Origin of the sequence: Flintibacter muris (genome assembly GCF_943192995.1) — a bacterium.
GTDB classification, from domain to species: domain Bacteria; phylum Bacillota; class Clostridia; order Oscillospirales; family Oscillospiraceae; genus Lawsonibacter; species Lawsonibacter muris.
On sequence record NZ_CALPCP010000001.1, the window covers coordinates 317410 to 339193 of the forward strand.

Annotated in this window: 20 protein-coding genes and 1 pseudogene; 11 read left to right on the forward strand and 10 right to left on the reverse strand. The window is 59.1% G+C overall.

The features are described from left to right. Nucleotides 1-45: 45 nt before the first annotated feature. Nucleotides 46-738, reverse strand: a complete 693-nt coding sequence (locus NFS22_RS01725) for a hypothetical protein (protein WP_251316046.1) — start codon at nucleotides 736-738, stop codon at nucleotides 46-48. A gap of 183 nt (nucleotides 739-921) precedes the next feature. On the opposite strand from NFS22_RS01725, the gene NFS22_RS01730 reads away from it, so the two are divergent. Continuing rightward, nucleotides 922-2439, forward strand: coding sequence for a YifB family Mg chelatase-like AAA ATPase (locus tag NFS22_RS01730; RefSeq protein ID WP_251316047.1), 1518 nt, complete (start codon nucleotides 922-924; stop codon nucleotides 2437-2439). A gap of 462 nt (nucleotides 2440-2901) precedes the next feature. Here the strand turns inward: NFS22_RS01730 and NFS22_RS01735 are convergent. The 7 genes and pseudogenes from NFS22_RS01735 to NFS22_RS01765 all read right to left on the reverse strand — a co-directional run bounded on the left by NFS22_RS01735 (nucleotide 2902) and on the right by NFS22_RS01765 (nucleotide 7890). After that, a pseudogene (locus NFS22_RS01735) lies at nucleotides 2902-3405 on the reverse strand (GyrI-like domain-containing protein). 75 nt (nucleotides 3406-3480) lie between these two features. Continuing rightward, nucleotides 3481-3894, reverse strand: a complete 414-nt coding sequence (locus NFS22_RS01740; RefSeq protein ID WP_251316048.1) for a DUF3788 domain-containing protein — start codon at nucleotides 3892-3894, stop codon at nucleotides 3481-3483. A 3-nt stretch (nucleotides 3895-3897) separates the two neighbouring features. Next, nucleotides 3898-4170, reverse strand: coding sequence for a zinc ribbon domain-containing protein (locus NFS22_RS01745; protein WP_251316049.1), 273 nt, complete (start codon nucleotides 4168-4170; stop codon nucleotides 3898-3900). Between the two features lie 81 nt (nucleotides 4171-4251). Then, complete coding sequence (locus NFS22_RS01750; RefSeq protein WP_251316050.1) at nucleotides 4252-5157, reverse strand: helix-turn-helix transcriptional regulator; 906 nt, start codon at nucleotides 5155-5157, stop codon at nucleotides 4252-4254. Continuing rightward, nucleotides 5154-5879 carry an NAD-dependent protein deacylase gene (locus tag NFS22_RS01755; protein WP_251316052.1) on the reverse strand — a complete coding sequence of 242 codons (726 nt, stop codon included), beginning with the start codon at nucleotides 5877-5879 and terminating at the stop codon, nucleotides 5154-5156. The genes NFS22_RS01750 and NFS22_RS01755 overlap by 4 nt, the downstream gene beginning before the upstream one ends. A gap of 112 nt (nucleotides 5880-5991) precedes the next feature. Beyond that, nucleotides 5992-6699 (reverse strand): response regulator transcription factor, encoded by a 708-nt coding sequence (locus tag NFS22_RS01760; RefSeq protein WP_251316054.1) that lies wholly within the window; start codon nucleotides 6697-6699, stop codon nucleotides 5992-5994. A gap of 39 nt (nucleotides 6700-6738) precedes the next feature. Then, nucleotides 6739-7890 (reverse strand): sensor histidine kinase, encoded by a 1152-nt coding sequence (locus tag NFS22_RS01765; RefSeq protein WP_251316055.1) that lies wholly within the window; start codon nucleotides 7888-7890, stop codon nucleotides 6739-6741. 376 nt (nucleotides 7891-8266) lie between these two features. Here NFS22_RS01765 and NFS22_RS01770 point away from each other — a divergent pair, with 376 nt between their 5' ends. The 5 genes from NFS22_RS01770 (at nucleotide 8267) to NFS22_RS01790 (ending at nucleotide 14577) form a co-directional block, all read left to right on the forward strand. Continuing rightward, nucleotides 8267-8794 (forward strand): QueT transporter family protein, encoded by a 528-nt coding sequence (locus NFS22_RS01770; RefSeq protein ID WP_251316057.1) that lies wholly within the window; start codon nucleotides 8267-8269, stop codon nucleotides 8792-8794. A 356-nt stretch (nucleotides 8795-9150) separates the two neighbouring features. Continuing rightward, nucleotides 9151-10371 carry an LL-diaminopimelate aminotransferase gene (locus tag NFS22_RS01775; RefSeq protein WP_251316058.1) on the forward strand — a complete coding sequence of 407 codons (1221 nt, stop codon included), beginning with the start codon at nucleotides 9151-9153 and terminating at the stop codon, nucleotides 10369-10371. 340 nt (nucleotides 10372-10711) lie between these two features. Further along, nucleotides 10712-12178, forward strand: coding sequence for an MBOAT family O-acyltransferase (locus NFS22_RS01780; RefSeq protein WP_251316059.1), 1467 nt, complete (start codon nucleotides 10712-10714; stop codon nucleotides 12176-12178). 8 nt (nucleotides 12179-12186) lie between these two features. Further along, entirely contained in the window at nucleotides 12187-13239 is a 1053-nt protein-coding gene (locus NFS22_RS01785; RefSeq protein WP_251316060.1) for a hypothetical protein, read from the forward strand. Nucleotides 13240-13395: 156 nt separating this feature from the next. Next, the gene (locus NFS22_RS01790) at nucleotides 13396-14577 is read left to right on the forward strand and encodes a cation:proton antiporter (RefSeq protein WP_251316061.1); all 1182 of its coding nucleotides are present in this window, start codon (nucleotides 13396-13398) and stop codon (nucleotides 14575-14577) included. A gap of 41 nt (nucleotides 14578-14618) precedes the next feature. Here the strand turns inward: NFS22_RS01790 and NFS22_RS01795 are convergent, their stop codons facing one another. Together NFS22_RS01795 and NFS22_RS01800 are read right to left on the reverse strand one after the other, a co-directional pair. Continuing rightward, nucleotides 14619-14879 (reverse strand): hypothetical protein, encoded by a 261-nt coding sequence (locus NFS22_RS01795; RefSeq protein ID WP_251316062.1) that lies wholly within the window; start codon nucleotides 14877-14879, stop codon nucleotides 14619-14621. A gap of 485 nt (nucleotides 14880-15364) precedes the next feature. After that, a complete protein-coding gene (locus NFS22_RS01800; protein WP_251316063.1) occupies nucleotides 15365-16732 on the reverse strand; it encodes a recombinase family protein in 1368 nt (455 codons plus the stop codon). Nucleotides 16733-16816: 84 nt separating this feature from the next. Here NFS22_RS01800 and NFS22_RS01805 point away from each other — a divergent pair, with 84 nt between their 5' ends. The 5 genes from NFS22_RS01805 to NFS22_RS01825 all read left to right on the forward strand — a co-directional run bounded on the left by NFS22_RS01805 (nucleotide 16817) and on the right by NFS22_RS01825 (nucleotide 21726). Continuing rightward, entirely contained in the window at nucleotides 16817-16981 is a 165-nt protein-coding gene (locus NFS22_RS01805) for a hypothetical protein (protein ID WP_251316064.1), read from the forward strand. Nucleotides 16982-17061: 80 nt separating this feature from the next. Continuing rightward, nucleotides 17062-17688 carry a hypothetical protein gene (locus NFS22_RS01810; protein WP_251316065.1) on the forward strand — a complete coding sequence of 209 codons (627 nt, stop codon included), beginning with the start codon at nucleotides 17062-17064 and terminating at the stop codon, nucleotides 17686-17688. A 13-nt stretch (nucleotides 17689-17701) separates the two neighbouring features. After that, nucleotides 17702-18280, forward strand: a complete 579-nt coding sequence (locus tag NFS22_RS01815; protein ID WP_251316066.1) for a hypothetical protein — start codon at nucleotides 17702-17704, stop codon at nucleotides 18278-18280. A 9-nt stretch (nucleotides 18281-18289) separates the two neighbouring features. Further along, entirely contained in the window at nucleotides 18290-19639 is a 1350-nt protein-coding gene (locus NFS22_RS01820) for a BspA family leucine-rich repeat surface protein (RefSeq protein ID WP_251316067.1), read from the forward strand. Between the two features lie 956 nt (nucleotides 19640-20595). After that, nucleotides 20596-21726 carry a tetratricopeptide repeat-containing glycosyltransferase gene (locus tag NFS22_RS01825; RefSeq protein WP_251316068.1) on the forward strand — a complete coding sequence of 377 codons (1131 nt, stop codon included), beginning with the start codon at nucleotides 20596-20598 and terminating at the stop codon, nucleotides 21724-21726. Nucleotides 21727-21784: the final 58 nt, after the last annotated feature.

A 21784-nucleotide genomic window follows, 5' to 3' on the forward strand; every position in this document is an offset into this window, starting at 1 on the left:
TTCAGCCCGGCGGGGCAGCGTTTAAGTAAAGGGTTATGGCTGCGATCAGCCGCCCATGGCGGTGGTGGAAATCAGCTCGCCAAACTTGTTGGCATCCTTGGGCACCCAAACCTTCTTGGCCGTGCCGTTGACGTCCATATCGACCAGCTCAAAGTCCACATCAAAGTCAGCGGTCTTGTCGGTGGGCTTGATGTCGGCGATTACGTCGGCCATAGCGCTGAGAATCGCGCCGAAGGCGGCCTCCATGTCGCCGCTCTCCAGGATGGAGGGGTCCAGATTGTTCATGGCCTCGGTCATAGCCTGGGTCAGCGCCTCGGGGTCAAAGGTGTTCACAGTGCAGGTGACCACGGCGGTGGCGGCCTTCTCGTCAGACTCCTTCACCTTGGCGGTGAGCTCCACGCCGCTGAACATGGACACAAAAGCGTCCACAAAGGCCTGCATCTCTTCGGTGGTAACGGTCATACCCTGGCCGGAGAACTGGGAGGCCAGTTCCTCCGCCAGCTCAGCGTAAAGGCCGCCTTCCTCCAGGCCCCAGTCGGAGCGGGCCTCCGCCTCGCTGGCGTAGCCGAACAGCTCTACAGCCTTGGACGCGTCGTCCTTCAGGATCATGTTAAACAGGGCCTCGGCGACCTGATCGCCGGCAATAGGCTCCTCTTTCTTTCCGCAACTGGTGAGAGTCAAAGAGAACAGCATGACCATCGCCAGCAGCAGCGCGGGAATTCTACGGGTTAGTTTCATTAATGTCACTCCTTTTCAACATTCGGCACTTGGCCGTAAGGTTTATTATACGAGGGCAAATCAGGAAAATCAACCAGCAAAATAGAAATTTATGAAATCTTAATCTCTCGCCTTCTGTTGCATTTTTCACCAAAAACCGTTACAATAGTTTTGAACAAAATTCACTTACCAGGAGGTGGGAACATGGTACAATCCATCCAATCCCTGGGGCTTCACGGAGTCACCGGCTATCTGGTAACCGCTGAGTGCGACCTGTCCAGCGGCCTGCCCGCCTTTACCGTGGTGGGCCTGCCGGACGCCGCCGTCAATGAGGCCCGGGAACGGGTGCGCTCCGCCATCAAGAACTGCGGGTTCACCTTTCCCGTCAGCCGTATCACCGTCAACCTGGCCCCGGCCCATTTGAAGAAGATAGGCACGCTGTATGACCTGCCTATGCTGGTGGGCATTCTGGCCGCCGGCAAGCAGCTGCGGCTGCCTAAGGAGAACTGCGCCTTTATCGGAGAGCTGTCCCTGTCCGGCCAGCTGCGGCCCTGCGCGGGCATGCTGTCCATGGCCTTGGCCGCCAAGCGGGAGGGCATTGAAGCTTTGTATGTCCCGGAGGAAAACGCCGCCGAGGCCACCCTGGCTGAGGGACCGGTTGTCTACCCCGTCCGGGACGTGGAGCAGCTGGAGCGCCACCTGATGGGCGAGGAACCTATCGCCCCTGCCCCGCCCTGGATACCCAGTCCCGCCGCCTTCCGCTGTCCCGATCTGGCCGAGGTGAAGGGCCAGGAGCAGGTGAAGCGGGCACTGGAGATTGCCGCCGCCGGGGGACACAGCATCCTCATGTCCGGCCCGCCGGGGACGGGCAAGTCTATGCTGGCCCGCCGTCTGCCCGGCATTCTGCCCGACATGACCAGACAGGAAGCCCTGGAGTGTACCGAAATCCACTCCATTATGGGCCAGACCAGCGCCAGACAGCCTCTGATTACCCTGCGGCCCTTCCGCTCTCCCCACCACACCGTGTCCGCCACCGGCATGTCCGGCGGCGGCTCCAACCCCCGGCCCGGAGAAATTTCCCTGGCCCACAACGGGGTGCTCTTTCTGGACGAGCTGCCTGAGTTTCCCAAGGAGGTGCTGGAGGTCCTGCGCCAGCCCCTGGAGGACGGACAGGTGCAGATCTCCCGGGCGGCGGGCACCGTCACCTACCCCGCCCGGTTCATGCTGGTGTGCGCCATGAACCCCTGCCGGTGCGGCTGGTACGGCCACCCATCCGGCCGGTGCCGCTGCTCCCAGGCTGAGGTGAAAAAATACCTGTCCCGGCTGTCCGGCCCTCTGCTGGACCGGCTGGACCTGTTTGTAGAGGTGTCCCCCCTGGAGTTTGATGAGCTGGCCCAGCGGGAGCGGGCGGAGACCTCCGCTCAAGTGAAGGAGCGGGTGGACGGGGCCCGTGCTCTTCAGACCAGGAGGCAAAAGGACACTGGCGTGCCCAGCAACGCCCAGCTCACCCGGGAGAGCCTGGACCGCTTCTGCGCCCTGGACGAGGGCTGCCAGCGGCTGATGAAGGGGGCCTTCGACCGCATGGGCCTCACCGCCCGCAGCTATGACCGTATCCTTCGGGTGGCACGCACCATTGCCGACCTGGACGGCGGCGAGGATATCACCCCCGCCCACCTGGCCGAGGCCCTTCAATACAGGCCGCCGGAATATCTGCGGCGTTGATAGCGTATCGAAATTGTGCTACAATATCCATACATAATGCGAGGAAGGTATGATATAGCACAGACAACCTTGAGGCGGTTGGCCCACCGTTTGCACCCCGTTCCCAAGACGCAGCCCAGCGAAGCGGCTGCGTTTTGGAGAGGCGGAGCAAGGAAGCGAAAGGAGGAATACCCGTGAGGGTGTTCCGACGGAAGCGGACTTTGCGACGACGAGGGAGGTGGTGCAGATGTGGAAGGAACGGAGATTCGAAGCAAGCTGTTTTCTGGCAGGTACGGCAATCCTCATGTCCCTGTTTTCCATAAATGCGTGTTAGCCGCCCGGTCCCTACCCGAGCGGCTAACATGTTGTTAGCTAATTGACTTGGGCTGACCGTCAGTCACAGCGCCCTTCTGCGTTTGTTGTATCGTCAAGCGTGCCGTTTGTCAAGTTCACGGGTAACTACCCAATAAAAAGGTAAATTTATCATACTCTTTTAATTGGATGTCTGATAACCGTTTTCCATTTCTCAGGTGGAATTTTTCTTGCATCGGACATGTAAATTTCGTGATGCAGCCTGTTTTTGCTGAAGTCATTTACATATCCGTTCTGTTCCAAATAGGCGTTCATCAAAGCGACTGTCGCAGGTTCATTATCAAACGGACCTATGTGTATGATTTGAATGCATAGACCCTCATGGATAGTTATCAACTCCGCCGATGAACAATCCAGCTTTTTCTTGCAGTTTCTACCGCCCACTTAAAATCTGCATGGCTAACAAAATCCGGCAAGAGGCGGTACAACATACTCAAAGAAACCCTCGATTTTATGATCTGTCTTATAACTCATTTTTAAGGTGTATGCTATGGCATATAGAACGCTGATTGCCTGCTGATATGCTCCGCCTGCTTCGTTAGGATCACCTTTGCCCTTTACAGCGATATAATTCGCCTTCGGAACATTTACAATCTCTGGTTTATTCTTTGGCATATAAAACTCTTAATACTCTTTCTTAAAGTCAAAAGCCATATTTACATCTCCCAGTTGCATTATCCGGCAGCAGCGTTACTTTCTGTTCGGCCTTCTTTTGATTCTCAGCAGCTTCATGAAATCATCAAACAAAGAAGTATCCGCCGGTGTAAACATCATCCATTTTCCGTCATGGTAAGTCTGCGTTTCGTCATATGCTTCCTGAACTTCTTTGGAGTAATTTCCTTTCTCTGCTTCAAACTTCAGCCGTTCTTCCTTCCCCAGGATCACCATAAAGCCTACACAGTTTTCTCTTGCGTATAACGCACACAGCGTTTTTCCGCCCCGGCGGTATTTATATTCGTATTTCCATGCTTTGCCGCCTTGATTCCACAGCCGGTCCATGTCATATTTTTCATCAATCAACGCGCACAGCTTACTCCATACATCATACAGCGATTTCCCAACCAGAGCTGTCATCACTTCTTCGCTGGGGGTTGTATCAAGCATAGCTCACTCCTTTCTCCACCGTTTCAGGGTGGGGAACCAGCTTTTCATCATCTTCTCGGCCTCCTCCCGGGGGCCGAAGGGGTGGCCGTTCTCCTCGTTGAACTTCAGGTTGAAGGCGATGATATCGTCCATAGTTGCGTCGGGGGCGGTAAAGGCCCCGTTTTGGTAGCAGTAATGGCAGTAGTCGCCGCTGAGGGCGCCGCTGGTCTCGGTGCCTTTGTCCTCGGGCTTATCCAGGGGCATGCCGCAGCACTGACAAAATTTTCTTTCTTCCATTGGAAAAACCTCCTTATATTGGACGGGGTCTGTGCCTCCGTCTCTGACATAAGGATACGCCCTGAAACCTGACAGGGTCTGTCAGGTTTCATAAACTTCCAAGGATTTTTTCAGCTCCTCCCGCAAAATGTCCCGCCAGCAGTCCGGTGAAAGCACCTCCAGCTGACTGCCAAAGGACAGCAGAAAGGACAGCAGCCACTGATCCTCAGGGAAGGTACAGCTTACCAGCAGATGTCCGTCTGGCTGGGCGGCAATCTCCTTGGGGTGAAAGTAGTCCCGCACACGCCAGGCGGCGGAGGGGGCAAAGCGCAGCCGCAGATCCACCCCCCGGTATTCCTCCGGCATAGGGGCTTCCAGCTGCTGGGGAGGCTGCCGGGGCGGACAGGCTCCCTCCTCCAGGGCCAGCTTTTCCATCCGCACCAGGCGGAAAATGCGCCAATCCTGCTTTTGCCTGCAAAAGGCGGACAGATACCAGCATCCCGACTTGAACACCAGCCGGGCGGGCTCCACAGTCCGGCGGTTCTCCTCCCCGGCGGAGTTGTAGTAGGTGAAGGAAAGAGGCCGACACTCCAAAATGGCCTCCTTCACCCGGGAAAAGTTCTCCCGCTCCACAGCACCGCTGCCCCAGTCGGTGAAGTCCACCTCCAGCCAGCCGTCCCCCTTCTGGCGGAACAGGGCGGACACACGGGACAGCGTCTCCCGCTCCCGCATCCCGCCAGTAGCCAGTATAGCCTGGAGGGCAAACAGAATTTCCTTCTGCTGCTCCTGGGACAGCAGCGCCTTATCCAGCACAAACTGGTCCATCAGGCAGATTCCGCCCCCCTGGCCCTTCTGGGCGAACACCGGAATGCCGGCGGCGGACAGAGCGTCAATGTCCCGGTAAATGGTGCGCTCCGACACCTCCAGTCTCCGGGCCAGTTCTCCGGCGGTGAGGGAGCGCTTTTCTATTAAAAGGTAAAGGATTTCAAAGAGACGTCCGTTCTTCATCGGAGCTCAATCTGTTCCAGCACCTGGCCGATGGGCAGGTTAATGGCCAGGCTGGCCCGGCTGTCGCAGGGGGTGGAGCTCTTGTTGATGAGCACCAGACGGCTGCCCCGGTAGTAGTTGATGAGCCCGGCGGCGGGGTAGACCGCCAGGGAAGTCCCGCCAATGATAAGCAGGTCCGCCGATTGCAGGTCAGACACCGCCCCTTCAATGGTGGCGCTGTCCAGTCCCTCCTCGTAGAGCACTACGTCGGGCTTGACCGTCCCGCCGCAGACGCATTTGGGCACCCCCTGCCCCGCCTTGATATCCTCAACGGCGTAAGGCTTATGGCAGCGCATGCAGTAGTTGCGGTGGACTGAGCCGTGGAGCTCCCACACCCGCCGGGACCCCGCTTTCTGGTGCAGGCCGTCGATGTTCTGGGTGACCACGCTCCTCAGCCTGCCGGCCGCCTCCAGCTCAGCCAGCTTTTTGTGGGCGGCGTTGGGCTGGGCGTCTAGGCAGAGCATCTTGTCCCGGTAAAAACGGTAAAACTCCTCCGGCTTGGCGTCGAAGAAGGTACGGCTCAAAATCTCCTCCGGGGACCAGGCGTATTTTTGATTGTACAGTCCGTCTACACTGCGGAAATCCGGGATGCCGCTCTCAGTAGATACTCCCGCCCCGCCAAAAAAGACAATGGCGCGGCTTTCGTCGATCCACTGCTGTAGGGTTTTGACCTTTTCATCCATGGAAGACCCTCCTTTAAAAGTAAAAATCGTCAGCCTTTCTTGTCCTTTACAGAAAATAAAACCGTAAATTTTTTGTTTCCTACGCTTCTTTTATCAGATCGTTTTTTGAAAGTCAGTCGTCCAGCATGCGGTAGCCGATGCCCAGTTCGGTGTGGATGTATTTGGGATCGGAGGGGTTTTCCTTCAGCTTGCGGCGGATGTTTGCCATGTTGACCCGCAGGATCTGGTTGCTCCCGCTGCCCCCGTAGGGGCCCCAGATATGCTCCAGAATAAAGTCGTAGGTAAGCACCTTGCCTGCGTGGATGGCCAGCAGCTCAATAATCTTGAACTCATTCTGGGTAAAGTGGATCTCATTTTCCCCCAGCAGCACCTGATGCCTGGCCAGGTCGATGGTAAGGTCCTTGATCTGGTAGACGCTGCGCTGGATGCCCTGGCTCAGCTTCAGCCGGTCGGCCCGGCGCAGGGCGGAGCGGATGCGGGCCAGCAGCTCCGACACACCGAAGGGCTTTACCACGTAGTCGTCCGCCCCCATGTCCAGGGCCCGGACCTTCTCCGACTCCCGGTCCCGGGCGGAGATGATAATCACCGGTACCTCGCGGGGCAGTCCCCGGAGCTGGGCCAGAATCTCCAGCCCGTCCATATCGGGCAGTCCCAGGTCCAGCAGCACCAGGTCGGGGCCATGGGAAAAGAACAGGGACAGCCCCTCCTTTCCAGTGTAGGCGGGGATGGTGCGGTATTCGTTGGCGTTCAGGGCCCGGCTGATGAAGTTGCTGATGGCCCGCTCGTCCTCAATAATCAGGATGGTCTGTCTTTCGCTCATGTTTCCTCTCTTTCTGTGCGGGGGCGGACATATTTGCCCCTAGGAGGTGGGCAGGCCGAAGCGGAACACCGCTCCGCCGGACGGATGGTTTTCGGCGGTGAAGAAGCCGCCGTGGGCCTTGACGATGCTCTGGCAGACGGACAGGCCTATACCCATCCCCCGGGTGGCGTCACCGGACAGGGGCATGGGCTGGCCGGCCTTGACGGCCTGGCGGACCTCCGGGGACAACCCCCGGCCCTGATCCCGAACCTCCACCATGGCCCAGTCGTCCTGCCGGTAGAGGCGCAGGACAATGTGCTCGGTGTCTCCGGAGTGGCGGATGGCGTTTTCCAAAAGGTTGACAATCACCTGCTTGACCAGCAGCGGGTCCATGGGCAGGTAGAGGATGTCCTCCGACAGGTCCAGCTCAATGTGGTAGCTGGGAAAGCGCCGCCGGGTGGTGAGCAGGGCGTCTCCCGCCACCTCCTCCAGCATCTCCTCCCGCTTTTTCAAAGGTATGGTGCCGTCCTGAACCCGGGTGACAGACAACAGGTTTTCCACCATGACAATCAGCCCGTCGGCGTCCTGCTTGATGTCGGACAGCATGGCCAGATTTTTTTCTGAAATTTCCGGGCTGGACAGCAGTACCGAAGCCGCCCCGGAGATGGAGGTCAGGGGGGTGCGCAGGTCGTGGGACACCGCCCGGAGGATGTTCTCCCGGATGGAGACCCGGTCAGACTGGAGCTGGATCGCGTTTTTTTCCGCGTTGAGCTTCTCGTTCTGTGCATAGAGAAGCTTTGTCTTTTTCTCCCGGCGGACGGCCTCGGTGGCCTGCTTCTTGACCCGGGCGGTGAGAGCGCACACCACGCAGGAGATGGCAATCATGGACAGCATAGCCACCGGATAGCCTGTGCGGCTGAGGGAAAAGACGGCGTAGGGCTCCATAAAGTACACATTGATGCTGAACGCCCCAATGATAGAGGCGGCAATGCCGTAGAAATATCCGGAGGTGAGCAGGGAGATGAGCACCACCGCCAGCACAAACACCAGGGCGGAGTTGTTTTCCCCGCCGGTGTGGGTGATGAGGACGCTGCTGATCCAGTAGGCGGCACACAGAAACAGCACCGTAACCCCCAGGTTCCGGGGGACGGCGGGGATGCGGTGGGCCTGTACGTCCAGCCAGTGGTACAGGTCTTTCAATCGCTGGAGCATGGCCCTTCCTCCCTCCCGAATTCCAGGCCCCTTGGGCGGGGACCTTTGATAGAATTATAGCAAAAATCCCCCAAAAGGTAAAGAGCGCACGGAAATCAATTTTGGCGCTGCAGGGCGGGACGACCCCGACGCGCCGTTGGCAACAGCTGCCAGCCGGAGGCGGGCCGAGTCGTCCCGCCCTACAGCCACAGCTGGATTTTCTGAACATTGATTTCTGTGTGACGAGCGGAATGGGGGTTTACAAACTTCTCCCTTTATGCTACAATGCCTCTTGACGAGTTTTTGCCATCTCGTCCAAGCACCGGAAAATCTTTTAATCCGGTGTTCGTTCGGCGGACACCCCGCCGTTCTCTAAACAAAAAATGGAGGTTTTTTTATGCGCAAATTTACTGTCCGAGACATTGCCCTGGCCGCCATGGTGGCGGCGCTGTACACGGTGATGGGGTACTTCGCCAACATTTTTGGTCTGGCCTATGGCCCCATCCAGTGCCGCTTTGCCGAGGCCCTCACCGTTCTGCCAGTTGTGTTCCCAGCCGCCGCGCCGGGACTGGTTGTGGGCTGTTTCCTCACCAATCTGCTCTCCCTCTACGGCCCCTTTGATGTGGTATTTGGCACCCTGGCCACCGCCATTGCCGCATGGCTCACCATGAAAATGCCCCGCTGGTATCTGGCGGCGCTGCCCCCGATTCTCGTCAACGCTGTGATCCTTCCCCCCATGTGGGCCTGGGCGGAAGTCGGAGCGATCAATTCCGCCTTTTGGGCGGCCTGCGGATTCAATGCAGTTACCTTTATGGTGGGCGAAGCAGTCGCCTGTTATGTACTTGGCACTCTGCTGCTGACCGCTCTGCCCAAGGTGCCTGTTCTGCGGCCCTTTGTCCGAAAACCGGACCTGGCCCAGCCCTGAAACGAATAAGACTGCCCAAAGGAAAGAACTAGAAAGTTTTCTTCTCAATTACTGCCAAGACAGCCGAGTAAGGGAGAAATGGTCCCAGGAATTGACAGGAAGTTAATTTCTGGGACCATCTTTCTGTTTTTAGAAAGCCTTTCCTGATTTAAAATTTTCTTTACAGTGAATCGCTTTCATGTTATAATCCGAATAAGAAGCAAAGCGTGTCCGCTTTCTGAAAAAGAGTGCTAAAAAAGTAAGAAACCGCTGCTGGACAATGGTTGCGGTGGTGTATCTTTTTTGCCTCCCAGAAAGGGAAGACACGCCTTGCGGTGTGTCTTTCTTTTTAAATTATCCCCAAGGAGTGGTCCTTTATGGTAAAAATCAATGAAAACTTTCTAAAACTGCCTGGAAGCTACCTGTTCTCTGAGGTCAACCGGCGCATTAACGCCTATACCGCCGGCCATCCTGAGGCCAAAATCATCAAGCTGTCCATCGGCGATGTAACCCGGCCCCTGGTGCCGGAGGTCATCAAGGCTATGCACGCCGCTGTGGAGGAGCAGGGCACCGCCGAGGGCTTCCATGGCTACGGCCCGGAGCAGGGCTATGAGTTCCTGCGGGAGGCCATTGCGCGCAGTGACTACAAGCGCAGAGGCGTAGATGTGTTGGCAGGGGAAATTTTTGTCTCCGATGGCGCCAAGAGCGACTGCGGCAACATCGGCGATATTTTTGGCGTGGACAACGTGGTGGCGGTGTGCGACCCGGTGTACCCCGTCTATGTGGACACCAACGCCATGGCCGGCCGGGCCGGGGAGTATCAGGAGGAGTTGGGCAAGTGGAACCGCCTGATTTACATGCCCTGTGTGGAGTCCAACGGCTTTTCTCCTGAGCCGCCCAAGGAGATCCCGGATATCATCTATATCTGCTCCCCCAACAACCCCACCGGCGCGGTGATGACCAAGGATCAGCTGACGGTTTGGGTGGATTACGCCAACGCCCACGGCTCTATTATTCTGTATGACTCCGCCTACGAGTGCTTTATCACCAGCGACAACGTACCCCACACTATTTTTGAGGTGGAGGGGGCCCGCACTTGCGCTATTGAATTTCGTTCCTTCTCCAAGACCGCCGGCTTCACCGGCAACCGCTGCGCCTATACCGTGGTACCCATGGAGCTGGAGCGGGGCGGCGTCAAGCTGAACACCCTGTGGAACCGGCGCCAGACCACCAAGTTTAACGGAGTGCCCTATGTTGTGCAGCGGGGTGCCGCCGCCATCTACACCGAGGAGGGCCAGAAGCAGATCCTGGCCAATATTGACTACTACCGTGAGAACGCCCGGGTAATCCGGGAGGGGCTGACTGCCGCCGGTCTGACCTGCTTCGGCGGAGTGGACGCCCCCTATATCTGGCTGAAAACGCCAGACGGTGTGGGCTCCTGGGACTTTTTCGACCAGGTACTGGCCCAGGCCAACGTGGCTACCACCCCCGGCGCCGGCTTTGGCCCCAGCGGAGAGGGCTACATCCGCCTTACCGCCTTTGGCGAGGCGGAGGCTACTAGGACCGCTGTGGAGCGGGTAAGGAACATGTTCCGCTAACGGTAAGAGACCGCCTGAAAAGGCGGCCCTCTTTTTGCGCTTCTGCCTTCTGAGCTGCAAGGAAGGGGGGCTGCCCAGTGAGTACATCTGAGGTTTTGCAGCTGTGCCTTGTTATCATTGGCATTTGCGGCTTGTTTCTCCAGGATAAAAAGAAGTAACCGTCCCTGCTCCCACAGCCGGCGGTTACTTCCAAGTAATCAACTTTATATTATTATATCCGCTTCCCATGAATTGTCAAGAGACAAAGTGGTGAATTGTCAAGAGACAAAGTGGGGGCTTTTTTTTGTGTGTTTCTTGTGATATACTTGTCCATAACATATTCCAATCTGCGGAGGCGCCTATGCTGTTTAACTCCCTGACCTTTCTGATTTTCTTTCCCTGCGTCTTTATTTTGTATTATGCTCTGCCCTTCCGGTTCCGGAAGTACATGCTGCTGATTGCCAGCTACTACTTCTACATGTGCTGGAAGCCGGAATTTATTGTGCTGATTTTGTTTTCCACCCTGGTGGACTACTGCTGCGGTTTGGGAATGGTGCGTTGGCCCAGGTGGAAAAAATGGCTGCTGGCGGTCAGTCTGACTATGAATTTGGGGCTGCTGTTCTTCTTCAAGTATCTGAACTTTTTTGGAGAGAGCCTCACCGCTCTATGCCGGGCGGTGTCGATACCCTTCTCCGCCCCGGCGCTGAACATCATTTTGCCGGTGGGCATCTCCTTCTACACCTTCCAGACCCTGAGCTACACCCTGGATATCTACAAGGGCAAGCTGAAGCCGGAGCGGGACTTTGTCACCTTCGCTCTGTTTGTCTCCTTCTTCCCTCAGCTGGTGGCAGGCCCTATCGAGAAGGCCTCCAACCTGCTGCCCCAGCTGAAGCAGGAGCATAAATTCTCCTACAAAAACGTCACCTGGGGGGCCAAGCTGATGGCCTGGGGCTTTTTCAAGAAGATGGTGGTGGCCGACCAGCTGGCTGTGCTCATTGTGGACCCGGTGTATCAGAATCTGGAGCAGTATCAGGGCGGGACGCTGGTGATTGCCACCTGCGCCTTCGCCTTCCAGATCTACTGCGACTTTGGCGGCTACTCCGACATCGCCCGGGGCTGTGCCAAAATGATGGGCATTGACCTGATGGTCAACTTCAAGTCCCCCTATTTCTTCTCCCACTCTATCAGCAACTACTGGCAGCGCAATCATATCTCCCTGAGCCAGTGGTTCACCGAATATGTCTACATCCCTCTGGGGGGCAGCCGAAAGGGAAGGGCGAAGCAGTACCTGTTTACCACGATCACCTTCTTCCTCAGCGGACTGTGGCACGGGGCGGAGTGGTCCTTTGTGATCTGGGGGCTGCTTCAGGCGGTGTATCTCAACCTGGAACGGGCCTTTCACCGGTCCAAAGAGCCGCCCAAGTCCCCGCCCCTCCATCTGCTGGCTGTTTTGACCACCTTTGCCCTGTCCTGCTTCTCCCTGATCTTCTTCCGGGCGACCAATATTGGGGACGCCCTCTATGTGGTCCGGCACGCGCTGTGGGGGATCGGTGATCCGGCGCTGTACTGCAAGGCCCTTCTGGCAAATCTGACGGGCCTGGAGGCCATGAATCTGGGGATGCGCCATGCGGCCTTTCTGGCGGGGGCGCTGGGGCTGCTGTTCCTCTTTGATTTGGCCGACGAGAAGACAGACGCCATTGCCATGGTGTCCCGCTGGCCGCTGGCCGTCCGGTGGGGGTGCTACCTGGGGCTGGTGATGATTGTGCTGATCTTCGGCGTCTACGGCCCGGGCTACGATGTAAGGGCCTTTGCCTATTTCCAGTTCTGAGGTGAGCCATGAAGGATAAACTGAAATTTTTCTATAAAACTCTGGCCTTTCTGGTGCTGCTGGGGCTGATTTTGTACCCCGTCCAAAAGGTGATGGCCCGCAAATCCCTGTCCGGGGCCTGGGACATGACCAACAAGGTGGGGGGCTTTTACAACGAGGAGCCTGACCAGTTTGAGGTGATGTTCTTCGGTCCCAGCCACGCCTACGCCGCCTTCAGTCCCCTGGTGATCTGGGAGGAGACGGGGGTTAAGAGTTACGTTTTCGCCACCCAGCAGCAGCCCCTGTGGGCCACCTATACCTACATTAAGGAGGCGCTGAAACAGCAGTCCCCATCCCTCATTGTGCTGGAGTGCCGCATGGCCTTCGGGGATCAGGAGTACTATATCGAGGGCAACAAGGGCAAGGACATCGGGGTGACCTACTCCTATATGGATGAGCTGCCCCTGTCCTGGAACAAGGTGGAGCTGGCCATGCAGTCCGCCCCTGACTGGGAGAACCGCTTTGGGACGCTGTTCAACTTTATGATGTACCACAGCCGCTGGGACGAGCTGAGCCGGACGGACTTCACCTTCCGCCGCTCCCAGGCCCGGGACCCCTACAAGGGCTTTGTTATGCTGGAGCCTCAGGGGGCCTCCCAGCCCCGGCCCGCCATTGAGGGCATTGAGGAGACCGCCCCTCTGCTGGAAAAAAATCAGCACTGGCTGGAGGAGATTATCAAGCTGTGCCGGGCGGAAGGAATTGAGCTTTGGATTGTAAAAAGCCCCTCCAACCTGGAACTGGAGGAGAAGCCCCTCCTCAACACCGTGAGAGCCATTGCCGCCCAGAACGGCGTGCCCTTCCATGACTTTAATGAGGACTACTACGCAATCGGCCTGACTGAGGACATGTTCTACGACGCCCACCATCTGGACGCTCTGGGGGCGACCCGGTTCAGCCGGTATTTTGCGGATGAGCTGTCGGCGGCCCGGCCCGGCCTGAAGACCGACTCCGGCGACCCGGTGTGGACGGCGGATCTGGAGCGCTATCAGGCGGCGCTGGAGGCGCTGAACGGGGCCGCATAGAGGCGGGCACAAAATACGCGCCCCTACAATCCCTCCAAAAACAGCGGGAAGCCCGAGGGGTTTCCCGCTGTTTTGACCATTGACTTCCCAAATCCCGGTGCGTATAATACAGGGACGCCCGAAGAGACTCGGGCGGTTGTTCTGGAGGGAAGAAATATGGAATCTTATACTTATCTGCTGCTGTTGGCAATTATTCTGCTGTCTACCAAGGTGTTTGGCATCCTTACCGAGCGGGTCCACCTGCCCCAGGTGGTGGGGGCGCTGCTGGCGGGCATTATCATGGGCCCCAGCGGCTTTGGCGTGCTGGAGAGCACCGACTTTCTGGTGAAGGCGGCGGAAATCGGCGTAATCATGCTCATGTTTACCGCCGGTATCGACACCGATATGAAGGAGCTGAAAGAGACCGGGGTTCAGGCCAGCGTCATTGCGGTATTGGGCGTGTTTGTCCCTTTGCTGCTGTGCGGCGGGCTGTACTTCTTTTTCTTCTGCGGCGGAGAGCCTACCGCCTATAATCTGCTGAAATCCGCCTTTATGGGCTCGGTGTTTTCCGCTACCTCCGTATCCATTACGGTGGAGACCCTGAACGAGATGGGCAAGCTGAAAACCAGAACGGGAACCACCCTGCTCAGCGCCGCTCTGATTGACGATATTATCGGCATTGTGGTGCTGTCTGTCCTCAGCGCCTTCAGCTCCGGGGACTCCGACCCGGTGCAGGTGCTGGTCCACATTGTGCTGTTCTTTGCCTTTGTGCTGGTGGTGGGTCTGGTGGTACGCCGGGTGTTCAGCTACATTGCAGAGGACCACTGGCACAGCCGCCGGGTGGCGGTATGGGCTTTGGCCTTCTGCCTGCTGATGGCCTACTGTGCCGAGGAGTGGTTTGGCGTGGCCGATATCACAGGGGCCTATTTTGCCGGACTGATCCTGTGTAACGTGACCAAGGCCCGGAAATTTGTGGCCAAAAAGTTTACCGTTACCTCTTATATGGTGTTTACCCCGGTGTTTTTTGCCAGCGTGGGTATGAAGACCAACCTGCGGGACATGAACTCCAGTATCCTGGTCTTCGCGCTGCTGCTGGTGCTGGCCGCGGTGCTGTCCAAGGTGGTGGGCTGCGGCCTGGGCGGCCTGGCCTGCAGGCTGAGCCAACATCAGTCCCTGGTGGTGGGCATCGGCATGGTGGCCCGCAGCGAGGTGGCCCTGATGGTGGCCCAGCGGGGCATCAGCGCTGGAATGATCGACCCGTCTATTTTGCCCGCCATTGTCCTGGCGGTCATCTGCTCGGCATTGCTGACGCCGGTGCTGCTGAAAATGGCCATTTCCAAAGGCCCGGAACTGGCTTGACGATTGAAACCTCCCATCCGCGATTGGCGGATGGGAGGTTTTCAGTTTATTTCCGCCGCCCGCGCCTCCAGCCAGGCGGCGGTCTGGGCCAGACCCTCCTCGGTGACCGGAAAGGCGGCCGTGGCGGAAATCTCACTCAGGTCCATGGCCAGGGGGCCCCGCCAGAGCTGGACGGTGAGCTGCTTTTCCGCTGCTCCCTCGGGGGTCTCCGGTTTGATAAAAAACCGGGTATTGCCCAGACTGCCATACCAGCTGTTGCCGTTCTCCCAAAAGAGGAGGGTGGGAATCTCAATGTGATTCAAAGATGACGCGCCTCCTTGTTTTTTCTCTATTATGCCAGATGAACGGGGAATTGTAAAGCGCCCCGCACCGATCAGGGCCGCCGACATAGTATGGTATGTGGCACCGCCACATCCACTACTTTGAATTGAAGGAGTGCGTTATGAATCGATACTATGCTTCTGACTGGGAGCAGAGCAGTCAGAACGGCGTTGTGGCCCGGCTGACCGGGTGCAGCACCGGCTGCGGCTGCAACACCGGGTGCAGCACCGGCTGCGGCTGCAACACCGGCTGCAACACCGGCTGCGGCTGTAACACCGGCTGCAACACTGGCTGCGGCTGCAACACCGGCTGCAACACCGGCTGCTCTACGCCTACGCTGCCCCCTGTACCTCCCTGTCCGGGTCCTGGACCCAGCCCCTTCCCGCCCTGTCCCGGAACCGGCCCCACCGGTCCCACTGGTCCCCAGGGTTACCCCGGTCCTGAAGGTCCCACAGGCGGCCTTGGGTTAGTACGGCTGATTCCGAAAAATAACACGGGGCAGGTTGTCCCCATCCAGACGAATCTCCCGAATGATACCGTACCAGAAGTCCCGGCGGCGCGCCCGGTCCAAGGCGGCGTAAATTGGACCAAAGCCGCCTGACAGAAGCTCTTCCGGAAGCTGGGGGACGGGAGGAGGGGAGGCGGCTCCGCCGGCCTGCTGGAGCTGAAGGGAATATTTGGAATAGTCCTGCCGGTACTGCTCCAGGGTGATGAGTTCATTGACATACAGGTCCTTGAGGCGCTCCAGCCGGCGGCGGATGGTCCCCTGACCGGGCCCGGACCGCCGGGGCTGGACAGGCTCAACGCTCCAGAACAGCTCCCACCGGTCCAGCTCTTTGGCAAGCTGGAGGAGAAGCCACTGCTCCAGCCTGCTTTCGCTCATTTGCCGCCGGTGGGGGCAGCTGTGCTGGACGCAGGCGTTGCGGCAGCGGTACAGATAGTATTCTCGCCCGCCTGATGCGCTGTAGGACCCGGACATCCTGCGCCCGCAGCAGGCGCACCTCACCAGTCCGGAGAACAGGTAGACCCGCCCCACGGGGCTGCGGCGGATGGAGCGGGACTCCAGCTGCTTCTGGATGGCGTCGAACTCCTGGGGAGGGATGAGGGGCTGGCAGTAGCTGGGATTATCCCGATAGGCCCCCTTATACAGCGGATTGCGCAGCATGCGGCGGACGGTGTGGTCCTGGAGGAACAGCCCGTAGGTATCCTGAATGTGGCGGGCGGCGGCGCCGGCGGAGCCGTGGGTGCGGTAGTGATGAAAGAGGGCCTGGGCGATGTCAGCCGTCTCCGGGTCGGGGACGACGTGCTTGTTTCGGATGGTCAGACCCAGGGGGAGGGAGCCGGTGATGACCTCGCCCCGAGCCACCTTGCTGTCAAAGACGAATTTGATGCGGTCGCTGTCCCGGTCGCTCTCGTCCTGGGCCACGGACAGGCGGATGTTGATGTACAGCCGGCCGTTGGTAGTCTCGGTGTCATAGTGCTCCTGGGTGGTCTTCCAGGCCACGTTGTGGGCGTCCAGAATTTCCTGGATCTTGTAGTAATCAGCCACACTGCGGAACCACCGGTCCAGCTTGATGAACAAGATTACGTCAATCCTGCCCGCTTTCACGTCCTCCAGCATGCGCATGAATTCCTTCCGGTTGGCGTACTTTTTTCGGGCGCTCTTGCCCTCGTCAATGTAGCAGCCGGCCACAGTGTAGCCGTTTTTTTTGGCAAATTCCTCCAGGTCCTCTCGCTGGGCGGGGAGGGAGTAGCCCTTTTTGGCCTGCTCCTCGGTGGAGACCCGGATGTAGAGCGCCGCCCGGCGGGGCCGGGCATCCTTTGTCTGAGACATGGCGATCCCTCCTTATACCTCAGGCTATGCGGCACGGGGAGAGGTTTATCCCTAAGCATAAAAGGCGGGAGGCGGCCATAGGCTGTGGCGAAGGAGGCGGTCGGGATGGAGGACGGCTGTGAGAACGGGCTGGATATTAGGCTGTATTGCGATACGCTGGCCTGGGTGCTGGAGGAACAGTATGGAGTGAAGCTGGTGTGTACCCCGCGGCCCAAAGCCAGGACCGGAGAGGAAACAGAGCAAATGTAATCGGGCCGCAAGTTGTACGCGGGAGTGCAACAAAACCTCCTTTCCCGGTATTTGTAGTACCAGGAAAGGAGGTTTTTAGTATGTTTATACTCTATGCGGACAAAAACCAGCTGACTGTCCGGCAGCGGGAGACAGTAACCAGCGGCTCGGTGGATGTATATCCGGTGCGGTTTGAGTTTTCGGAGGATTGGGACGGTCTGAGCCGTACCGCAGTGTTCCATGGGGGTGGGGAGAGCCGGTCCGTCCTGTTGGACGGAGGAGGGGAGACGACCATTCCCTGGGAGGTGCTGGAGGTTCCCGGCCGCCGCCTGCTGGCCGGTGTGCGGGGCACCCGGGGCGGAACGGAGGTTCTGCCCACTCTCTGGGTGGACCTGGGGCCCGTTTGGGAGGGAGCGGACACCGGCCAGCCCGCCCAGCCGCCCACCCCAGACCTGTGGGAGCAGAGGCTGGAATCCAGAGGCAGCGCTCTGCGGCGGGACGGACAGAATCTGTCGCTGATGTCGGGGGACAGGACGCTGTCCACCGTGCAGCTTCCAAAGGGAGAGATAAGCGTCCCCTACACCATCGGCCACGGGCTGAAACAGGAGGGGAACGTGGTAGCAGTGGACGCCGTAAGCGATTTTTCCGGCGACAACACCCTGCCCATCACCGCGGCGGCGGTACAGCTGGCCGTGGGAAATATTGAAGCTTTACTGGAGACAATTTAAAGGAGGGAAAATTATGAGTATCGCAGCTGAAATCAGCAGAATTCAGAGCGGCCGCAACACCATCCGGGCCAAGCTGGTGGAACTGGGCATGGCGCAGAACACTGACGGGCTGGACAAGCTGGCCGCCGCAGTAGAGGGGATGGAAAACCGGGGGGCCGTGTCCGTCACGGTTCAGGAGGGGGACACCTATACCATCCCCAAGGGCTACCACAATGGCAGCGGAACGGTTTCCGGCGTGTCCGGCGGCGGAAACTACGGCTTGCAGTCCAAGTCCGCCACCCCCACCAGGCTCCAGCAGAATATTACCCCGGACGCGGGCTACTATGGCCTGTCTGACGTGACCGTGGCCCCCATCCCCGAGATGTATCAGGATGTGAGCACAGTCACCGCCGGGGCTGGGGATGTGCTGACAGGGAAGATGATTGTGGACGCCGCGGGCAGGACCGTTGCCGGTGTGATGCCAAACAACGGGAAGATTACCGCTTCTATGGACGGCCTGACCATCTCCAGTGTATCAATTCCCGCCGGTTACACTGCCGGAGGCACAGTGACCTTGAGCGGCGACATTGAGGACGCGCTGGCGGCGATCTGAGGTGAGGCCATGAGTGTACACAGTGAGATTGACAGGATCAGGGAAAATATCGCCCAGGCTTACTCCGCCGTGGGGGACAGAGGGGGGACGCTGCCTGAGCAGCGAAACAGCGGGAATCTGGCTGAGGCCATCCGCAGTATTACCGGGGGCAAAACCGGCACAGAAGCGCCGGCCCCGGAGGAGGTCTACAGGACTGCCCGCCCGGCGAGCTGGCTGACAATCCCTGAGCCCGAAGACGACGAGATGTATCTGCTGGTCCATATTACAGACGGCTTGAGCACGCTGCTGGCCTTTACAGTGACCTGTTCTGGAAGCTATACTGTTGAGCTGGGCACCATCAGTGAAGGGGGCGTGTTCAGCGCGCTGTTCTCCACCGCCGCTGCCAGTGGAGATGTCTATGAGACGGAGCTGTTCGCCAGCGCATACGACGGCCTGACGGACAGCGGAATGAAGCAGGCGGTGGTCAGAATCACCGGGACCGATATTCTGACCTGGGAGCCCTCCGCCCACAGTGGGAAAACTGCGCCCCTCAATTTTTCCGGGTGGAATATTGTGGAAATCAAGTGCCGCCTGCCCAAAGGAACGGCGGTGCTCTGCGGGAACGGGACAAAAAACCGGGAGCTGAGAGGGCTCCGATTTTTTACCTGGGACGGGCCCGGCAGAGCGGCAAGTATGAGCGGTATGTTCAATAATTGCAGTGCCCTGACCGCCGTGTTAAAGCTGGATACCAGCGGCGTGACAGATATGAGCAATCTGTTCAACGGCTGCGCCTCCCTTACCGCCATTCCCGAGCTGAATACAGCGAATGTGACAAATATGAACAGCATGTTCAAGGGCTGCGCCTCCCTTGCCGCAATTCCCCTGCTGGACACAGCCAAGGTGACGGATCTGGGTTATTTGTTCTCCGGATGTGCGCACCTTCTAAGCGTTCCACCGCTGGATACGTCGAAGGCGGCAAATATGACCAACATGTTCTACGGATGCAGCGCGATTGCGGCGGTTCCACCCTTGGATTGTACAGAGGCGACAGCTATGGGAAATATTTTTTCGGGCTGTTACGCACTGACTGATATTCCTGTGCTGAAGGTGGCCAAGGCGGCTTCTGTGGGCAGTATGTTTTATAACTGCCTCAGCCTGGGTGAGATCAGGTTTGACCCTGCAGTAACGGGGTGGACGGGAGGAGCCATATCGCTGCAAAACTGTTCTATGGGACATGAGGCTCTGGTCCGCCTGCTGAACAGCCTGCCGGAGGTTACCACCGCCAGGATTCTTACGCTGACCGGAAACCCAGGCGCTGAGGAACTGACCGAAAGCGAAAAAGCTGTCGCAAATAGGAAGAACTGGACAGTGAAAGTGTAAATTCCAGTGTACTAATCACACCCCTCCTACCGGACCCACCGGTCCTCAGGGAATTCCCGGCCCCGCCGGTCCTGCTGGTGCTACCGGTGCTACGGGCGCCACCGGCGCCCAGGGCCCCGCCGGTCCTGCTGGTCCTGCTGGTCCTACCGGCCCTGCCGGTGCCACAGGTGCTACAGGCGCCACCGGCGCCCAGGGTCCCACTGGTCCTGTTGGTGCTACTGGCGCTACAGGCGCCCAGGGCCCCACTGGCCCTGCTGGTGCTACTGGCGCTACAGGTGCCACCGGTGCCCAGGGTCCTGCCGGTCCTGTTGGTCCCACCGGGCCTGCCGGTGCCACAGGTGCCACAGGTGCTACCGGTGCCCAGGGCCCCACTGGCCCTGCTGGTGCTACAGGCGCTACAGGCGCCACCGGTGCCCAGGGTCCTGCCGGTCCTGTTGGTCCCACCGGCCCTGCCGGTGCCACAGGTGCTACCGGTGCCCAGGGCCCCACTGGCCCTGCTGGTGCAGCTGGCGCTACAGGCGCCACCGGTGCCCAGGGTCCTGCCGGTCCTACTGGTCCCACCGGCCCTGCCGGTGCCACAGGCGCTACAGGTGCCGCTGGTGCCCAGGGCCCCACTGGCCCTGCTGGTGCTACAGGCGCTACAGGCGCCACCGGTGCCCAGGGTCCTGTCGGTCCTACTGGTCCCACCGGCCCTGCCGGTCCTGCTGGCGCTGCCGGCGCCGCTGGTGCCGCTGGTGCTGAGGGTCCCACCGGTCCCACCGGCCCTGCTGGTCCTGCCATTACGCCTGGCCCTGCGGTGGCTAATCTGGATGGTGGGAGCGGAACCCCGGAGATTGTAGACAAGATCAATGAGCTGCTGGCCTCTTTGAGGACCGCCGGCGTGATTGCGACCTGATTCCAACCTGATTGCCGGCGCTCCTGCTTTGGGGGCGCCGGCCATTTTATAAGGAGGCTTTATGGGGAAGTACAACATATGTGTTTATGCGATCTGCAAAAACGAGGAGCAGTTTGCGGACCGGTGGATGGACTCCATGCTGGAGGCGGACCGTGTGGTGGTGCTGGACACCGGCTCTGACGACAGGACAGTGGAGCGGCTGCGGGCTCGGGGAGCGGAGGTGACGGCAGAGACCATCACGCCCTGGCGCTTTGACACGGCCCGGAACCGCTCCTTGGAGCTGGTGCCCCAGGATACAGATATCTGCGTCTGCACCGACCTGGACGAGGTATTCCATCCCGGCTGGCGCAAGGAGCTGGAAAAGGTCTGGGTGCCGGGGGCGGGACAGGCCTCCTACCGGTATACATGGTCCTTTAACGCCGACGGCTCCGAGGGCGTGGTATTCTGGTATGAGAAGATCCACGCCCGTCACGGCTACCAGTGGGTCCATCCGGTCCACGAGGTGCTGAAATGGGTGGGGGAAGGGAGCCCTGGACCTATGGTGACGGCAGAAAACGTCCAGCTGGACCACCACCCAGACCCGGCCAAGTCCCGGAGCCAGTATCTGCCCCTTCTGGAGCTGTCTGTTCAGGAGGAGCCGGGAGACGACCGCAATGTCCACTACCTTGGCCGGGAGTATATGTACAAGGGCCGCTGGGATGACTGCATCCGAACTCTGAAGGGACATCTGGCCATGCCCACCGCCGTGTGGCGGGACGAGCGGGCGGCCTCAATGCGGTATATTGCAAAATCCTGCTGGGAGAAGGGGGACCCGGCCCAGGCCAGGGACTGGTACCTCCGGGCCATTACCGAGGCCCCCCATCTGCGGGAGCCTTACACCGACCTGGCCCTCATGCTCTATCAGCAGGGGGAGTGGGAAGGGGTGCTCTACTTTACCGCCTGCGCCCTGGCCATTACGGTACGTCCCCGGAGCTACATCTGTGAAGCCGCCGCCTGGGGCAGCCTGCCCCACGATCTGATGGCTATGGCCTTTTACTACACCGGAGCTTACAAAGAAGCGGCGGAGGAGGCGAGGAAGGCGTTGGCACTGGAACCGGGCAGCGAACGGCTGAAAAGCAACCTGGAGATTATGGAACAGGCCGCAAGAGGGCAGGAGAATGGCCTCCGTTCAGGCTCAGCCGCTCCGCAGTAATTTTTAGAAAACGTCAAAAATCCTGACGAACGGGTCGGCCAGGGGACTGACCCCTACA

Coding starts and splice junctions, on each gene's coding strand:
- NFS22_RS01725 (WP_251316046.1), bottom strand. CDS start 738: ATGAAACTAACCCGTAGAATTCCCGCGCTGCTGCTGGCGATGGTCATG.
- NFS22_RS01730 (WP_251316047.1), top strand. CDS start 922: ATGGTACAATCCATCCAATCCCTGGGGCTTCACGGAGTCACCGGCTAT.
- NFS22_RS01740 (WP_251316048.1), bottom strand. CDS start 3,894: ATGCTTGATACAACCCCCAGCGAAGAAGTGATGACAGCTCTGGTTGGG.
- NFS22_RS01745 (WP_251316049.1), bottom strand. CDS start 4,170: ATGGAAGAAAGAAAATTTTGTCAGTGCTGCGGCATGCCCCTGGATAAG.
- NFS22_RS01750 (WP_251316050.1), bottom strand. CDS start 5,157: ATGAAGAACGGACGTCTCTTTGAAATCCTTTACCTTTTAATAGAAAAG.
- NFS22_RS01755 (WP_251316052.1), bottom strand. CDS start 5,879: ATGGATGAAAAGGTCAAAACCCTACAGCAGTGGATCGACGAAAGCCGC.
- NFS22_RS01760 (WP_251316054.1), bottom strand. CDS start 6,699: ATGAGCGAAAGACAGACCATCCTGATTATTGAGGACGAGCGGGCCATC.
- NFS22_RS01765 (WP_251316055.1), bottom strand. CDS start 7,890: ATGCTCCAGCGATTGAAAGACCTGTACCACTGGCTGGACGTACAGGCC.
- NFS22_RS01770 (WP_251316057.1), top strand. CDS start 8,267: ATGCGCAAATTTACTGTCCGAGACATTGCCCTGGCCGCCATGGTGGCG.
- NFS22_RS01775 (WP_251316058.1), top strand. CDS start 9,151: ATGGTAAAAATCAATGAAAACTTTCTAAAACTGCCTGGAAGCTACCTG.
- NFS22_RS01780 (WP_251316059.1), top strand. CDS start 10,712: ATGCTGTTTAACTCCCTGACCTTTCTGATTTTCTTTCCCTGCGTCTTT.
- NFS22_RS01785 (WP_251316060.1), top strand. CDS start 12,187: ATGAAGGATAAACTGAAATTTTTCTATAAAACTCTGGCCTTTCTGGTG.
- NFS22_RS01790 (WP_251316061.1), top strand. CDS start 13,396: ATGGAATCTTATACTTATCTGCTGCTGTTGGCAATTATTCTGCTGTCT.
- NFS22_RS01800 (WP_251316063.1), bottom strand. CDS start 16,732: ATGTCTCAGACAAAGGATGCCCGGCCCCGCCGGGCGGCGCTCTACATC.
- NFS22_RS01810 (WP_251316065.1), top strand. CDS start 17,062: ATGTTTATACTCTATGCGGACAAAAACCAGCTGACTGTCCGGCAGCGG.
- NFS22_RS01815 (WP_251316066.1), top strand. CDS start 17,702: ATGAGTATCGCAGCTGAAATCAGCAGAATTCAGAGCGGCCGCAACACC.
- NFS22_RS01820 (WP_251316067.1), top strand. CDS start 18,290: ATGAGTGTACACAGTGAGATTGACAGGATCAGGGAAAATATCGCCCAG.
- NFS22_RS01825 (WP_251316068.1), top strand. CDS start 20,596: ATGGGGAAGTACAACATATGTGTTTATGCGATCTGCAAAAACGAGGAG.